At 62.1% G+C, this 15,805-nt stretch carries 14 protein-coding genes and 1 pseudogene; 7 read left to right on the top strand and 8 right to left on the bottom strand.

Annotated elements, in window-relative coordinates:
• Window positions 1–1,236, bottom strand: coding sequence for a 3-methyl-2-oxobutanoate dehydrogenase (2-methylpropanoyl-transferring) subunit alpha (locus J1G35_RS03760; protein WP_053138620.1), 1,236 nt, complete (start codon window positions 1,234–1,236; stop codon window positions 1–3).
• Between the two features lie 195 nt (window positions 1,237–1,431).
• On the opposite strand from J1G35_RS03760, the gene J1G35_RS03755 reads away from it, so the two are divergent.
• Together J1G35_RS03755 and J1G35_RS03750 are read left to right on the top strand one after the other, a co-directional pair.
• Window positions 1,432–1,914: an Lrp/AsnC family transcriptional regulator gene (locus J1G35_RS03755; protein ID WP_223013581.1), complete on the top strand. Its 483-nt coding sequence runs from the start codon at window positions 1,432–1,434 to the stop codon at window positions 1,912–1,914.
• A gap of 173 nt (window positions 1,915–2,087) precedes the next feature.
• Entirely contained in the window at window positions 2,088–3,713 is a 1,626-nt protein-coding gene (locus J1G35_RS03750) for a methyl-accepting chemotaxis protein (protein ID WP_223013579.1), read from the top strand.
• Window positions 3,714–3,771: 58 nt separating this feature from the next.
• On the opposite strand, the gene J1G35_RS03745 is transcribed toward J1G35_RS03750, so the two are convergent.
• The gene (locus J1G35_RS03745; protein ID WP_223013578.1) at window positions 3,772–4,635 is read right to left on the bottom strand and encodes an MBL fold metallo-hydrolase; all 864 of its coding nucleotides are present in this window, start codon (window positions 4,633–4,635) and stop codon (window positions 3,772–3,774) included.
• Window positions 4,636–4,729: 94 nt separating this feature from the next.
• Here J1G35_RS03745 and J1G35_RS03740 point away from each other — a divergent pair, with 94 nt between their 5' ends.
• The 5 genes and pseudogenes from J1G35_RS03740 to J1G35_RS03720 all read left to right on the top strand — a co-directional run.
• A complete protein-coding gene (locus J1G35_RS03740) occupies window positions 4,730–5,065 on the top strand; it encodes a metalloregulator ArsR/SmtB family transcription factor (RefSeq protein WP_017527038.1) in 336 nt (111 codons plus the stop codon).
• A gap of 51 nt (window positions 5,066–5,116) precedes the next feature.
• Window positions 5,117–6,361, top strand: coding sequence for an FAD/NAD(P)-binding oxidoreductase (locus J1G35_RS03735; protein ID WP_053138608.1), 1,245 nt, complete (start codon window positions 5,117–5,119; stop codon window positions 6,359–6,361).
• Complete coding sequence (locus J1G35_RS03730) at window positions 6,362–7,168, top strand: sulfite exporter TauE/SafE family protein (protein WP_223013576.1); 807 nt, start codon at window positions 6,362–6,364, stop codon at window positions 7,166–7,168.
• A 139-nt stretch (window positions 7,169–7,307) separates the two neighbouring features.
• Window positions 7,308–8,453 (top strand): nitric oxide-sensing protein NosP, encoded by a 1,146-nt coding sequence (nosP, locus tag J1G35_RS03725; protein WP_053138602.1) that lies wholly within the window; start codon window positions 7,308–7,310, stop codon window positions 8,451–8,453.
• A 256-nt stretch (window positions 8,454–8,709) separates the two neighbouring features.
• A pseudogene (locus tag J1G35_RS03720) lies at window positions 8,710–10,338 on the top strand (PAS domain-containing hybrid sensor histidine kinase/response regulator); the annotation flags it as partial.
• 305 nt (window positions 10,339–10,643) lie between these two features.
• On the opposite strand, the gene J1G35_RS03715 reads toward J1G35_RS03720, so the two are convergent.
• The 6 genes from J1G35_RS03715 to J1G35_RS03690 all read right to left on the bottom strand — a co-directional run bounded on the left by J1G35_RS03715 (window position 10,644) and on the right by J1G35_RS03690 (window position 15,668).
• A complete protein-coding gene (locus tag J1G35_RS03715) occupies window positions 10,644–11,309 on the bottom strand; it encodes a response regulator transcription factor (protein ID WP_010209341.1) in 666 nt (221 codons plus the stop codon).
• Between the two features lie 15 nt (window positions 11,310–11,324).
• Window positions 11,325–11,873 (bottom strand): PQQ-dependent catabolism-associated CXXCW motif protein, encoded by a 549-nt coding sequence (locus J1G35_RS03710; RefSeq protein WP_223013572.1) that lies wholly within the window; start codon window positions 11,871–11,873, stop codon window positions 11,325–11,327.
• Window positions 11,874–11,980: 107 nt separating this feature from the next.
• Window positions 11,981–12,772: an ABC transporter permease gene (locus J1G35_RS03705; RefSeq protein ID WP_223013570.1), complete on the bottom strand. Its 792-nt coding sequence runs from the start codon at window positions 12,770–12,772 to the stop codon at window positions 11,981–11,983.
• A complete protein-coding gene (locus tag J1G35_RS03700) occupies window positions 12,769–13,509 on the bottom strand; it encodes an ABC transporter ATP-binding protein (protein ID WP_053138581.1) in 741 nt (246 codons plus the stop codon). The genes J1G35_RS03705 and J1G35_RS03700 overlap by 4 nt, the downstream gene beginning before the upstream one ends.
• Entirely contained in the window at window positions 13,506–14,465 is a 960-nt protein-coding gene (locus tag J1G35_RS03695) for a YVTN family beta-propeller repeat protein (RefSeq protein WP_223013569.1), read from the bottom strand. Before J1G35_RS03695 ends, J1G35_RS03700 begins: the two co-directional genes overlap by 4 nt.
• A 30-nt stretch (window positions 14,466–14,495) precedes the next feature.
• Window positions 14,496–15,668: an ABC transporter substrate-binding protein gene (locus J1G35_RS03690; RefSeq protein WP_223013567.1), complete on the bottom strand. Its 1,173-nt coding sequence runs from the start codon at window positions 15,666–15,668 to the stop codon at window positions 14,496–14,498.
• Window positions 15,669–15,805: the final 137 nt, after the last annotated feature.

Raw genomic sequence — 15,805 nt, 5'->3', positions numbered from 1 at the left:
TCAGACCCCCAACGCTTGACGCTGGCGCTTCAAGTGCTCCGGCATCTCTTTATAGACGTCTTCGAACATGGTCGCGGCGCTTGGAATCTGGCCACCGGCCAGGGTGCCGTACTGTTCGGCTTCTTTCTGCGCGGCGATCACCTCGGCTTCCAGTTCGGCACTGACCGCCGCGTGTTCCTCTTCGGACCACTGGCCAATCCTGATCAGGTGCTGCTTGAGGCGGGCAATCGGGTCGCCCAGCGGGAAGTGGCTCCAGTCGTCGGCGGGGCGGTACTTGGACGGATCGTCCGAGGTGGAGTGCGGGCCGGCGCGGTAGGTGACCCATTCGATCAGGGTTGGGCCGAGGTTGCGGCGCGCACGCTCGGCAGCCCAGGCGGAGGCGGCATACACCGCGATAAAGTCGTTGCCGTCCACGCGCAGGGAGGCGATGCCGCAACCGACGCCGCGTCCGGCGAAGGTGGTGGCTTCACCACCGGCAATGGCCTGGAAGGTGGAAATCGCCCACTGGTTGTTGACCACGTTGAGAATCACCGGGGCGCGGTACACGTGGGCAAAGGTGAGGGCGGTGTGGAAGTCGGATTCGGCGGTGGCGCCGTCGCCGATCCAGGCCGAGGCGATCTTGGTATCGCCCTTGATCGCCGAGGCCATGCCCCAGCCCACACCTTGTACGAATTGAGTGGCGAGGTTGCCGGAGATGGTGAAGAAACCGGCGTCTTTTACCGAGTACATGATCGGCAACTGGCGGCCCTTGAGCGGGTCGCGCTCGTTGGACAGCAACTGGCAGATCAGGTCCACCAACGGCACGTCGCGGGCCATCAGGATGCTTTGCTGGCGGTAGGTGGGGAAGCACATGTCGTCGATGTTCAAGGCCAGGGCCTGGGCGCTGCCGATGGCTTCTTCGCCGAGGCTTTGCATGTAGAACGACATTTTCTTCTGACGCTGGGCGACCACCATGCGGTTGTCGAAGATCCGCGTCTTGAGCATGGCACGCATGCCTTTGCGCAGAATCTCCACGGGAACCCCTTCGGCCCACGGACCCAGGGCCTGGCCCTGGTCGTCGAGCACGCGGATGAGGCCCTTGGCCAGGTCGGCGGTCTCGGCGGGTTCTACGTCGATAGCGGGTTTGCGCACCAGGCCGGCGTCGGTCAGGCGCAGGTAGGTAAAGTCGGTCTTGCAGCCGGGACGGCCCGAGGGTTCGGGAACGTGCAGGCGCAGTGGGGCATATGGCTGATTCATGGCTTTCTACGCTCGATCTTGTGAATTTCTTGTAGTGGGCGCGCTAGCTGACAGTCAGTCTTCGGGTAGAAGAAATCTTGTCCTACAACAATCATAGGCGTGGCGTAGAAGAATATTTATCTGTGTTTCGTTGCGCCCGCGCTCATTTGCGGATAAAAAAACTGCATAAACATAATAAACAGGTGATTTTGTCTCATGCGCAAACTGGACCGTACCGATATCGGCATTCTCAACGCCCTGCAGGAGAATGCGCGGATCACCAACGCCGACCTCGCCCGCTCGGTCAACCTTTCACCCACGCCGTGTTTCAACCGGGTCAAGGCGATGGAAGAACTGGGCCTGATTCGCGAGCAAGTCACGCTGCTCGACGCCGATTTGCTGGGGCTGCACGTCAACGTGTTTATCCATGTGAGCCTGGAAAAGCAGAACGAGCTGGCGTTGCAGCAGTTCGAAAGCGCGATTTCCGATCGGCCCGAGGTGATGGAGTGCTATTTGATGGCCGGCGATCCCGACTACTTGATCCGCGTGCTGGTGCCGACGATCCAGTCGCTGGAGCGGTTCATGATGGACTTTCTGACCAAGGTGCCGGGGGTCGCCAACATCCGCTCAAGCTTTGCTCTCAAGCAAGTGCGCTATAAGACCGCACTGCCGTTGCCGCCGGGTGGGTTAATGGTTTGAGCCCAATACGGCTGCACCATAATCCTGATAGCTAGCTACGTAATAATCAGTGTGACGTTTTTATTTTTAGTTAATGAAAAATTGCATAAGCGGTCACGTATTTTTCACGCTCATGTCAACACATTGGCCCCATAGGCCGTGAAGTTCGCGGCCCAGGAAAGGGGTGAGCTGCGATGTCCATGAGAGCCTTGAAGTTAAACTTTCGTACCACGCTTTGTTTTGGTGTGGTGTGCCTTCTGCTGTTGATACAAGGAGCAATGACGCTGATAAAAGTCGATAAAGTCTATGCGTCGACGGTTGAAATCGAAACTAACTGGCTCCCCAGTATTCGTTTGGCGGGTGAGATAGATTCAGCTTTTTACAAACTTCGTCTTGATCTGCGTCGTTATGCCATGGATATCGGCCGCCAGGATCCGGCCTCCCTGGAAAAACTCAAAGCGACGCGTACGGAAGCCCTTGATGTTGCCGCGCGTTATGCGCCTTTAGTCTCGGGCCCCGAGGAGCAAGCCAAGTACAACGACGCACTAAACGGCATAAAAAACTACAGCCAGAAGATGGACGAATTTCTTGCGCAAGCCTCTACCTTGTCCGTTGAACAGATGTCGACCTACTTGCGTGACGTCAACGGGCCGATTGCCCTGGAGGTGCAGCGTTCCATCAGCGAGTTGATCGCATTAAATGAGCGGGGCTCCAAGACGGCGGTGCAAGTGGCCTCCAGCGAATATGACGCGGCGCGCTTGTTCACCTGGATATTGATGGGCGTGTCATTGCTGCTCACTGTCTTGGTCGCGCATCTGTTTACCCGCAGCATCATTACTCCGGTCCGTGAATTGTTGGTATCGACCGGCAAGATTGCCGACGGCGATTTGCGCGTGGCCATTGCCATCAATGGCAATGACGAGTTGACCGCGTTGCAACGCTCAACCGCGTCCATGCAAATGAACCTGAAAAGTACCTTGCAGCACATCTCGGAAGCGTCCGGGCAATTGGCGGCGGCGGCGGAGGAGATGAGCGCCATCACCCGCGAGTCCAGTGCCGGTATTGAACGTCAAAGCATGGAAACCGATCAGGCCGCCACGGCGGTTAACGAAATGACGGCGGCCGTGGAAGAAGTGGCGCGCAATGCGGTGTCGGCTTCCCAGTCCACGCAGGACTCCCAACGCTCGGCCAAAGTGGGCCAGGAGCGTGTGACGCAAACCATCGCCTCCATCGAGAAGCTCAGCGCCACGGTGCAGCAGACCGGCGTCGAAGTCGAAGGGCTCGCCAAGCAGGCCCAGGATATTGCGCGGGTGGTTGAAGTGATCCGCTCGATTGCCGAGCAAACCAACCTGCTGGCCTTGAACGCCGCCATTGAAGCCGCCAGAGCAGGGGAGCAGGGCCGGGGCTTTGCGGTGGTGGCCGACGAAGTGCGGGCACTGGCCCATAGAACCCAGACCTCGACCCAGGAAATCGAGCAGATGATCGCGAAAATCCAGACGTGCTCCAGCGAAGCGGTGTCGTCCATGGCCCTCAACCGCAACGAAGCGGTGGATTCACTGAAGATCGCCCATGAAGCAGGCCTGGCGATTACTCAGATCACCGAGGCCATCGCCGACATCAATGACCGCAACCTGTTGATCGCCACAGCCTCCGAGGAACAGGCCCATGTGGCCCGCTCGGTGGACCAGAACCTGATCAGCATCCGTGATCTTTCCATCCAGAGTTCTTCAGCGGCCGGCCAGACGTCGATTGCCAGTCAAGAACTGTCGAGGCTGGCGGTGGACCTCAAGCAGATCGTGTCGAAATTTGCCGTAGCCTGATCACACCTGCGCAACACCCCAGGAGCATGGAACGGCATGGACGCCATGCAGGGCGGCTTTACAACCGGTTCAACGGAATCTTCAAGTACACCACTCCGTTGTCCTCCGCTGGCGGCATATTCCCCGCCCGCACATTCACCTGGATCGCCGGCAACAACAGCGTGGGCATCCCCAGCCCGGCATCGCGTTGGGTGCGCATCGCCACGAACGCCGCTTCATCCACTCCGTCATGCACATGAATATTGCCCGCGCGCTGTTCCGCGACGCTGGTCAGGCATTTGGCCTCGCGACCTTCGGGCGGGTAGTCATGGCACACGTACAGTTGGGTATCGGGGGCAAAGGCCAAGAGCTTGCGCATCGACGCATACAACTGGCGTGCATCGCCGCCGGGGAAGTCGCAGCGGGCGGTGCCGACGTCGGGCATGAACAGGGTGTCGCCGACCAGGATGAGGCGGTCGTCGATCAGGTAGGCCATGTCTGCCGGGGTATGCCCGGGCACGTGCAGGGCCTGGGCCTTGATGTTGCCGATGTGGAAGATTTCATCCGGCGCAAACAGGTGATCGAACTGCGAGCCGTCGACGCGAAATTCCGGCTCCAGGTTAAACAGGTGCTTGAACACGTCCTGCACCTTGCTGATGCTCTGGCCGATGGCGATCTTGCCGCCCAGGGTCCGGCGCAGGTACGGCGCGGCCGACAGGTGGTCGGCATGGGCGTGGGTTTCCAGCAGCCATTGCACCTGCAGGCGGTGCTCACGCACAAAGGCAATGACCTTGTCGGCCTGGGCAGTGTCGGTGCGCCCGGAGGCCGGGTCGTAGTTGAGCACCGAATCGACGATGGCACAGGGGCCGCCGTCCGTTTCATAGACGACGTAGGTGTAGGTCGACGACGCCTCGTCCAGAAAGGAATGAATCAACGCTGACATGACGGCTGCCCCTGATGCTGAAAAAAGTGATTACAATCACTTTACATTTACACATAATGTTTTGAGCTTAAGTGACGCAAAGGACCCGAGGCAAATGGAATCTACTCTGAGTGAAGGCGAAGTCGCCCAGTTGCGCGCGTCGGCGTCCAAGGCCTGTGCCTTGCTCAAGGCCCTGGCCAATGAGGATCGTTTGTTGATTCTGTGCCAGTTGACCCAGGGCGAACGCAATGTCGGCGAGCTGGAAACCATGACCGGCGTACGCCAGCCCACGCTGTCACAGCAGTTGGGCATCCTGCGTGACGAAGGGCTGGTCGCCACCCGTCGCGAAGGCAAGTACATCTTCTACGGGCTGGCCAGCCATGAAGTGATCCAAGTTATGAAGACACTGTCCGGTCTTTACTGCGGCGCGGTGATAAAAAGCTGGGCGTGACGCCATACGGCAGCGACCCTTGTGTGCATTGACGATAAAAGGCAATAGACCATGACCGACCAACACTGGGGGCCAACCATCAGTGGCGATATCGTCGTCATCGGCGGCGGTTCGGCAGGCATCGGCCTGCTGGCCAGCCTGCTCAAGCGCGACCCCGACCTGAACATCACCCTCATCGAACCCAGCGACCATCACTGCTACCAGCCGGCCTGGACCCTGGTCGGCGGCGGTGCCTACGACCTGAAAAAGACCCGACGGCCCCTGGCCGATGTGCTGCCCAATGGCGTCACCTGGGTGCAGGCCGCGGTCACCGAACTGTTGCCGGACGAGCACACCCTGGTGCTCGACAGCGGCCAGCGCGTCACTTGGAACAACCTGATCGTCTGCCCCGGCCTGCGCCTGGCCTGGGAGAAAGTCGAGGGCCTGGAAGCGACCCTGGGCCAGCACGGCGTCACCTCCAATTACAGCTACGAAAGCGCCGCCTACACCTGGCAACTGGTGCAGCAACTCAAGGGCGGCAAGGCGATCTTTACCCAGCCGGCCATGCCGATCAAATGCGCGGGTGCGCCGCAAAAGGCCATGTACCTGTCCTGCGATCACTGGCTCAGGCAGGGCGACCTCAAACACATCGACGTCGAATTCAACCTGGCCGGCGCGGCGCTGTTCGGTGTGGCGACCTTTGTGCCGCCGTTGATGAAATACGTGGAGAAATACCACGCACGCCTGGCGTTCAACGCCAACCTGGTCAAGGTCGACGGCCCGGCGCGCAAGGCCTGGTTCGAGGTGAAGGATGCCGAGGGCAACGTCACCGTCGAGGAAAAATCCTTCGACCTGCTGCACGTGGTGCCGCCGCAAGTTGCCCCGGACTTTATCCGCCAAAGCCCGCTGGCCGATGCTGCCGGCTGGTGCGAGGTGAACCCCCACAGCCTGCAGCACCAGCGCTACCCGCAGATCTTCGGCCTGGGCGATGTGTGCGGCACCAGCAATGCCAAGACCGCCGCCGCCGTGCGCAAGCAAATCGTGGTGGTCGCCGAAAACCTGCTGGCCTTGCGCAAACAGGCGCCGCTGCCGCTCAAATACGACGGCTATGGCTCGTGCCCGCTGACGGTGGAGAAGGGCAAGGTGGTGCTGGCCGAGTTCGGCTACGGCGGCAAGTTGCTGCCGACCTTTCCCCTCGACCCGACCCGGGCACGCCGTTCGATGTGGTTTCTCAAGGCGACGTTGCTGCCGTGGTTCTACTGGAACGGCATGCTCAAGGGCCGCGAGTGGCTGACCCGTCTGAGCAAGGTGGATTAAATGCTGCTGGCCAGTGTGTTGGGGATGTTGATGGGCCTGGTCATGGGCCTGACCGGCGCGGGCGGCGGCATCCTCGGGGTGCCGGCGTTGGTGTTGGGGTTAGGCTTGACGATGACCCAGGCCGCGCCGGTGTCGTTGCTTGCGGTGGGGGCGGCAGCGGCCGTCGGGGCGATTGACGGGTTACGCCACGGCCTGGTGCGTTACCGCGCCGCGCTGTTGATCGCCTTGCTCGGCGCGCTGTTTTCGCCGCTGGGGGTGTTTCTCGCCCACCAGTTGCCGGAGCCGGTGCTGATGGGCCTGTTCAGTGCGCTGATGGTGCTCGTGGCCTGGCGCATGTTGCAGCGCGAAAAGCTCGAGGCCGGGCCGAGTGACCATGGCGCGGCGTCCTGGGGCCAGAAGAACTGCATGCTCAATCAACAGACCGGGCGCCTGGCCTGGACCGCCAAATGCAGTGCCACCCTGGCCGCACTGGGCGCCGTGACGGGGGCCGTCTCGGGGTTGCTCGGGGTGGGTGGCGGCTTTCTGATCGTACCGGCGTTCAAGCAACTCACCGACGTGCAGATGCGCGGCATCGTCGCCACGTCGCTGATGGTGATCAGCCTGATTTCGCTGATCGGCGTGGCCGGCGCGTTCCATGCCGGTGTGCGCATCGAACCCGTGGGCTGGGTGTTTATCGTGGCGAGCATCGTCGGCATGCTGATCGGCCGGCGCCTGTGCTCGGTGATTGCCGCACGCACTTTGCAGGTGGGGTTTGCCAGCCTGTGTGTAGTGGTTGCAGCTGGAATGCTTGTGAACGCTTTGCTGTGAATTTGAAATGCAGTCCAACATTTGAATCTCCCTTGTTTTTGAGCGATTCATCCCATCGCATCCCCCCACCCAGTACCCAAGTAGCATAGGTCCCACCCTCCGCCCTTCGTACACTCATGCCTCAGAGGGGGAGGCAACGATGCATAACAGCGAAGGCGTAGTCAGCGCGATGTCCCAGGCGAGCGATGCCGGGCAGGCCGCCGAGGAGTTGGCGCAGCAACTGTTGCATCCATACCTGGGCTTCGTGCTGTTTTTCTGCTCGGCGTCCTACGATTTGCAGGCCCTGGGCCAAGCGTTGCAAGAGTGCCTGGGCAATGTGCGCGTGGTGGGCTGCACCAGCGCCGGCGAGATCACGCCCCAAGGCTATGGCCGCAATTGCATTACGGCGATGGGCTTTAACCACGCGCACTTTTCCATCGCCACCGAGCTGATCGACCAGGTGGAACACTTCAGCCTGATCGACGCCCAGCAGATGGTCGAACGTCTGGTCGGCGGTTGCCGCAGCAACACCCTGGCGCCGATCAAGGGCAACACCTTCGCCCTGACGCTGCTCGATGGCCTGTCCAGTCGCGAAGAAATGGTGCTCGCCGCCCTCAGCGCGGCGCTCGGCGACATTCCGCATTTCGGCGGTTCGGCCGGCGACGACAACTTCCTCACCCACACCCATGTGTACTTCAACGGCGCCTTCCACAGCGGCGCAGCGGTGGTGGTGCTGGTCAATACCTGGCTGGATTTCGAGGTGTTCACCACCCACCACATCCTGCCGCGCAGCGAAAAACTGGTGGTGACCGGCGCCGACAGCCCGTCGCGCCGGGTCTTCGAACTCAACGCCGAACCCGCCGCCGAAGAGTACGCGCGGCATATCGGCGTGGCCGTGGCCGACCTCGATCACCGCGTCTTCGCGGCGCACCCGTTGGCAGTGCGCATCCACGACCAGTACTACGTGCGGGCGATCCAGCAAGTGCACGACGACCTCAGCCTGAGTTTCTACTGCGCGGTGGAAAACGGCATCGTCCTCACCGTGATGAAGCCCGGACCGATCCTGCCCAACCTGCAAACCCTGTTCGACGGCCTGCAAGCGCGCCTTGGCGATCTGCTGTTGACCATCGGCTGCGACTGCTTCCTGCGCCGCCTGGAGTTGGAAGACTCAGGCAATCTGGAACAGATCGGCGGTTTCCTGCGTGACCAGCGGGTGATGGGTTTCAACACCTACGGAGAACAGTTCAATGGCATGCATATCAACCAGACTTTCACCGGGGTCGCCATTGCCCGAGGCCGGCGCTGAACTGCTCGCCCAGGTTGCCCAGCTGCAACAGGACAACCACAAGCTGGCACGGATCAACGCGGCGCTGATCGAGCGCATCGAGTCCGGCATGGCCCAGGGTAATAACCCGTACACCACCTTTCAGCATTCGGTGGTGCTGGCCGAGCAGGTGCGCGAACGCACCGACGCGCTGAACCAGGCGATGGCCGAACTCAAGGCCAGCAACCACTTGCTGATCAACGCCCGGCTGCGCGCCGAAACCCTGCGCGGCGAACAGGCGGCGGCGCAAAAGGCCCAGGAAAGCGAACGCTGGATTCGCCTGATCACCGATAACGTCCCGGCCCTGATCGGCTACCTGAATGCCGACCTGGTCTACGAGTTCACCAATAAAGTCTATGAAGAATGGTATTGCTGGCCGCGCGGCATGATGCTCGGCCAGAGCCTGCGCGAAGTCCACAGCGAGCAGCACTGCCAGCGCCTGGATGCCTACGTCGCCCGCGCCCTGGCGGGGGAGAGCGTGACCTTTGAATTCGCCGAGACCAACATCAATAACCAGGAGCGCTACATGCTGCGCTCCTATGTGCCGAATATGCTGGCCAGCGGCGAGGTGGTGGGGATCTTTGTGCTGATCCGCGACATCACCGAACGCCGCCGTACCGCCGAAGCCCTGCACCAGGCCTATCAGCACCTGGAACAACGCGTCGCCCAGCGCACCTCGGAACTGACCGCGCTCAACGACCAGTTATTGCAGGAGATTGACGAGCGTCGGCGTGTGGAGTCGCGCCTGCGTGAAGCCAAACTGGAGGCGGAACAGGCCAACCTGTCGAAAACCAAATTCCTCGCCGCCGTCAGCCATGATCTGCTGCAACCTTTGAACGCGGCGCGCCTGTTTACCAGCGCACTGCTGGAGCGGCCCAGCGAAACCCTGGTGCGCAACGTGAGCAATTCCCTGGAAGACGTGGAAAACCTGTTGGGCACACTGGTGGATATTTCCAAGCTGGATGCCGGGGTGATCAAGGCTGATATCGCGCCGTTTGCCCTGAGTGAGTTGCTCGACAACCTGGCCGCCGAGTACACCGAAATGGCCCGCAGCGAGGGCCTGGCGTTGCATTTTGTCGGCTGCTCGGCGCTGGTGCGCAGCGATATTCAGTTGCTGGCGCGGATTCTGCGCAACCTGCTGAGCAATGCGATTCGCTACACCTACAAGGGGCGTGTGGTGCTGGGCTGTCGCCGCCAGCAGCAGCGTTTGTTGATCCAGGTGTGGGACAGCGGCATGGGCATCGCCGAGGAGCGGTTGGAGGAGATTTTCCAGGAGTTCAAGCGTGGCGATGTGCAGCGGCCCGACCAGGACCGGGGGTTGGGCCTGGGGCTGGCGATTGTGGAAAAGATCGCTGGGATCCTGGGGCATCGCATCAGCGTCAAATCCTGGCCGGGCAAGGGCTCGATGTTCTCGGTGGAGGTGCCGTTGAGCGCCACGGCGCCCAAGTCGCTGCCAATGCTGGCCATGAGCGAACCGATGCTCGAACGCCTGCAAGGCGCACGGGTGTGGGTGCTGGATAACGACGCGGCGATCTGCGCGGGCATGCGCACCTTACTGGAAGGCTGGGGCTGCCAGGTGATCACGGCGTTGTCGGAGCAAGACCTGGCACGGCAGGTGGACAACTACCATGCCGAAGCCGACCTGCTGATCGCCGACTACCACCTCGACGACGACCAAAACGGCGTCGACGCCGTCGCCCGCATCAATGGACGCCGCGGCCGCGCGATCCCGGCGCTGATGATCACCGCCAACTACAGCAATGAACTCAAGCTGCAAATTCGCGAGTTGGGGCACACGCTGATGCACAAGCCGGTACGCCCGATGAAACTCAAGACCGCCATGAGCCACCTGCTCGGCCCGCCCTAATGCCAGTCAGTTAAGGCTTTTTGTAGGAGCGAGCTTGCTCGCGAAAAACTCACAGGCGCCGCGTTCATTCAGGAAGCACGCGTTATCGTTGACGTTTTTCGCGAGCAAGCTCGCTCCTACAGGAGGCGATGTACGCTTGACTGACTGTCATGAGCCACATACTCAGTCGGCCGTGACAAACGGAGATCAAGTGTGGGAGGGGGCTTGCTCCCGATGGCGGTGGTTCAGCCAAGAAGGTGTTGACTGGTCCACAGCTATCGGGAGCAAGCCCCCTCCCACCTTTGATTTGTGTTGTGTCAGAGGGGTCAGCGGCGCAGGTACGAGCCGAAGTCGATATCCCCGGCACTGAGGATTGCCTGCACTCGGTTATGCACATTCAACTTGCGCAGGATCGCCGACACGTGGGCCTTTACCGTGGTCTCGGCAATTTCCAGGGTGTAGGCGATCTGCTTGTTCGACTCGCCCTTGGTCATGCGTTCCAGCACCAGCAATTGCTTGCGTGTCAGGGCTTGCAGCAGTTCGGGGGCGAAGCCGGGGTTTTCGTTGAGGCGTCGGTGGGTGCCGGGCTTCTGGGTGCGGATGATGTCCGGCGGCAGGTACACGTTGCCGTTGAGAATCTGCTGGATCGCCTCGGTCATTTGCAGGCGCGGCGAGGACTTGGTGATAAAGCCCACGGCGCCATAGGTGATGGCTTGCAGCACGACCTGCTTGTCCTGCTCGGCCGAGACGATCACCACCGGAATGGTCGGCGCCTCGTTGCGCAGGTTGATCAGGCCATTGAGGCCGTGCATGCCGGGCATGTTCAGGTCGAGCAGGATCAGGTCGAGGTCGTCGTGTTCCTGGGTCAGCGCCAGGGCGCTGTCGAGGTCGGCGGTTTCCATCACTTCGCTGCCGGGAAAGCCGTCGCTGATGACGTTATGGATCGCTTCGCGAAACAGTGGGTGATCGTCGGCAATCAGGATTTTGTACATGGCCGTTCACCTTTCTTATTGTGATGTTTGAAATGGCTCGGGTTGGGCGACCGTCACCGGCAGCTTCGCCGCTTCCCAGGCATCCAGACCGTCGCGATACCAGTACACAGAGGTATAGCCGAGGTTGGCGGCCCGTTTTACCGCGTTCCAACTCAGCCAGCAATCGGAGCGGCAATAGAAGACCAGCGGTCGCTTGAGGTCGCCGCCGCTGTAGGCATACAGGTGGCGCACGAAATAGCTTTGCCACTCCGGCGTCAGGTCGCCGTCGCCGGTATTGGCCAGCCAGTGGCTACCGGGCAGGTTGGCGTGGGGCTGGTCTTCGATGAAGCGGCCTTGCAGCCACTGGCGGCGGTACACATCGATCAGCACCGGCGCGGGTGTTTGGCTGAGCACGGTTTGCAGGGCCGCGGTGTCGACAATCGTGGCGCCTGGCAGGTGGTCGGGCGTGGGGCTGCGGTACAGGCTGATGCGGTAGCCATCGGCGGAAAACAGTGGGGCGTCAGCCTGAACGTTAGCGACGAACAGGCACAGCAGTGCCAACAGAGGCAGTCGAGCGTACAGCATGGCAGGGCAATCCTTATCGTTATGCGCGCATTACACGTGAGTCTCGAGCCCTTGGGAATGCGACGATAGACAGGAAAACCAGTACCAAAGTAGTAGTTTTGCCGCCTTCAGCCCTTTTTGCGCAACGCCGCATGCTGGGGATTGAAGGTCAGCACCGCCAACACCGAGAACAGCAGGGTCAAGCCCAGGCACACCGCCAGGGCCAGGCCGGCGAAGCGTTCGTACAGGGCGAAGCGCACCAGCTCCACGGCGTGGGTAAACGGGTTGACCGCGCACAGCCAGTACAGCCATTCACTGGAGTCGCGCATTTTCCACAACGGGTACAGCGCCGACGAGAGGAAAAACAGCGGGAAGATCACGAAGTTCATCACCCCGGCAAAGTTCTCCAGTTGGCGAATCGCGTTCGACAGCAACAGGCCCAGGGCGCTCAACATCAAGGCCACCAGCAGCAACGCCGGCAGGGCGATCAACAGCCCCATGGCCGGCGGTTGCACGCCATACACCCAGGCGATCGCCAGGAACCCATACACCTGCAACAGCGAAATCAGCGCAGTGGCCAACAGCTTGCTGCACAGCAAAAACGTGCGCGGCAACGGGCTGGTCAGCAGCACGCGCATGCTGCCCATCTCGCGGTCGTAGACCATCGAGAGCGAGCCTTGCATGCCGTTGAACAGCAGGATCATGCAGGCCAGCCCCGGGATGATGTACACCTCGTAAGGGATGTAGGTGTCGTAGGGCTCGATTACCGAGATGCCCAACGCGGCGCGGAACCCGGCGGCGAACACCAGTAGCCACAGCAATGGGCGCACCAGCGCACTGAGAAACCGCGTGCGCTGCAACACAAAGCGCAGCCACTCGCGCAGGACGATGCCGCGCAGGCACTGCCAGTAAGCGTTCATGCCGCCGCTCCCGTCGTGGTGGGGCGCGTCAAGCGCGCGAACACGCTGCCCAGGTCGCCGCCTTGTTGCGCGATCAAGGCATCGACTTGCCCACTGGCCACCAGGCGCCCCTGATGCAGGATCATCAACGCATCGTCGGCCTGAACTTCATCGAGCAGGTGGGTGGTCCACAGCACGCTGATGCCGTGTTCGAGGCACAGGCTGCGCACGTGCTGGTTCAGCGCCAGGCGGCTGGCCGGGTCGAGGCCGACGCTGGCTTCATCCAACAGCAGCAATCGCGGCTCATGCAGCAACGCCCGGGCGATTTCCACCCGGCGCCGATGCCCGCCGTTGAGCTCGCGGACTTTTTCGCGGCGCCGTTCGGTGAGGGCCTGGCGTGCCAGTTCGGCGGCTACGCGCAGGTCGGTCTGGCGCCGCGATAAACCATGCAGTGCGGCGTGGTAGCGCAGGTTCTGTTCCACGCTTAAATCCAGGTCCAGGGTGCTTTGCTGGAACACCACACCCAATTGTGTAAGGGCCGCACGCGGCGCCTCACGCAAGGAATGACCACCCACGCGAATGTCGCCGCTTTGCAGGTCATACAGCCGCGTGAGCAGGGCGATCAAGGTGGATTTGCCGGCGCCATTGGGCCCCAGCAGCGCCGCAAAGCGCCCTGGCGCCAGGCTGAAACTCACCTCGCACAAGGCCTGCCGTGCGCCGTAGGCGAAGCTCAGGTCGCGCACCTCCAGGGCGTTCATGGCGTGACCACCACGCCCCACGGATAACGCCCGACCTTCACCGACTTGATCACCTTGAGGCTGTCCACATCGATCACCGACACATCACCGCTCACGCCGTTGGTGGCCAGCAACTGTTTCTCGTCCGGGGTAAATGCCATCTGCCACACGCGGCGGCCCACCAACAGGTAGTCGAGGACCTCGAAGGTCTTGGCGTCGATCACCGCCACATGGTTGGCCGGGCCGAGGGCGACAAAGCCGTACTTGCCGTCGGCGCTGAGCTTGATGCCGACCGGCTGGACTTTGTCCGGGTGCACGCCCTTGATCTTGAAGGTCAGGGTCTTGAGGATCGCGCGGCTGGCCACGTCGAGGATGGTCACGGTGCCGCCGATTTCCGCCGAGGCCCACAGCTGCGAGCCATCGTGGTTGAACTCGACGAAGCGCGGGCGCTGGTCCACCAGGGTGCTGTCGGCCAGGGTCTGGGTGCTGGTGTCGATCCAGTGCAGCATGTTGGTGGTTTCGCTGGTGTTCACCGCCCACTTGCCATCCGGGCTCACGGCCATGCCTTCGGGCTCGACGCCGACGTTGATCTGGCCGAGCACTTTGGAGGTCTCGGTGTCGATCACGGTGACCAGCGCGTCGTCTTCGTTGGACACGTACAGCCAGCGGTTATTGGGGTGCAGGGCGAACTGCTCGGGGTCTTTGCCGGAGGGCAGTTCCTTGATGATCTTGCGCGTGGCCACGTCCATCACCTGCACGCGGTCCGAGTCGCTGGCGCAGATGTACAGCAGCTTGTTGTCATGGGACAGCAGCAAGCCTCGCGGACGCTGGCCGACCTTGAGGGTGTCGGTGACTTGCAGGGTCTGCATGTCGATCAGGCTCAGGCTGTTGTCTTTCTCGTTGGAGACCCAGGCGGTACTGGCCACGGCGTGCCCGGCGGCAAGCAGCAGGGCGCATGAGAGCAGGGTGCGGCGCATGGCGGATTCCTTATTATTGTGGGTAGGTGATCAAGGGAAGCGGCAGGTCACCTCGGGTTTGTCATAGCCCAGGCTGTCCATTTCGTTGGTGGGGTGCAGGAAACCATCCTGGGGCGAGGTGCTGACCAGCGCGCGGGGCTGCACGATGGGAATCGGTTGGCGCAGTTGGCCGTTCCAGGGGCGGTAGCTGAGCTTGCGGCCCTTGAAACCATCCAGGGGCAGTTGCTCGCTGATGTCCAGTTGGCGGATCGCCATGGGCTCGACCTGGCGCAACTTGCTCACTGCACTGGCGACGCTGCGCACGGCCATCCAGGCGGCGAAGTCGCGGTCGTTCATCCAGCGCCCGGCCAGGGCCTCGAAGCGTTTCTGCAATTGGGCGGCGCCGTAGGTCTCGACGGTTTTGTGCCAGCCGGTGGGCGTCAGGCCCTGGGTGCCGGCGACGGGGCGCGGGTACCAGGTCTGGTAGGGCACGTACTCGCCGAAGTCGCCGCGCTCGTCGGCCACCAGCACCACGTCGTATTCGGCGGTCTGGGTGAACAGCGGCATATCTGCCTGGGCGCTGCGGCGTTGGTCGTTATCGAAACGCCAGGCCTTTTCCGCCACCAGCTGCACGCCGAAGCGTTTGGCGGCGCGACGCAGGGCGGCGGCGTAGGCCTGGTCATCCTCGGTGGGGCCGACGATCAACAGCGCTTTGTGCCATTTGCGCACAACCAGGAACTGCGCCAGCGCATCGGCGAGCATCGCGCGGCTGGGCAGCGTATGCAGCACGTTGCCCAGGCAGTCGGTGCTGCGCAGGCTGTCATCCGGGCTGCCGGCATTGAACAGCAGGCTGTCGGGCAACGCCGCGCTGAGTTGGCGCAGGCTGGCGGCGGGCGCGTTCACCACGAACAGGCGCAGGCCCTGGGCATGCTGGGCGTGGGCGGCGGCGAGCAGCGCGTCCGGGGTGTCCACCGTGGCGCTGGTCAGGCTGTAGCGCTGGTTGAGAAAGGCGCCGGTGCTGTTGCTGTCGATGATCGCCAGTTCAGCGCCGCGCTGCCCGGCATCGGCGGGCTCGGCAATCACATTCGACAGCAGCGGGCCTGGATCGGGCCGATAGCCCAGGTAGCCGATCTGCACCTGCAGGGGCGCTTCAGCGGCCTGGCCGGTGGCGGCCCAGGCGATTGCCAGCAGGCAGATCACGGCGTAGGGGGCGAGCTGGCGCATAAGGCACTCCATGACAGGTAGCGCCAGCATAGGAACCCTGAACGTCGCTGCAAATATGCAGAAAGTAGCGCTGGGGCAGTACCAAGGTAGTAGCCCCGCGCAGCGGGTGCGGTCTTAGCATGGATCCCTACCGGTCT

It is taken from the genome of Pseudomonas sp. SH10-3B, from assembly GCF_019891415.1.
Taxonomy (GTDB): Bacteria; Pseudomonadota; Gammaproteobacteria; order Pseudomonadales; family Pseudomonadaceae; genus Aquipseudomonas.
The sequence above is the reverse complement of the archived record's forward strand: the minus strand, read 5'-3'. Positions and strand labels throughout refer to the sequence as shown.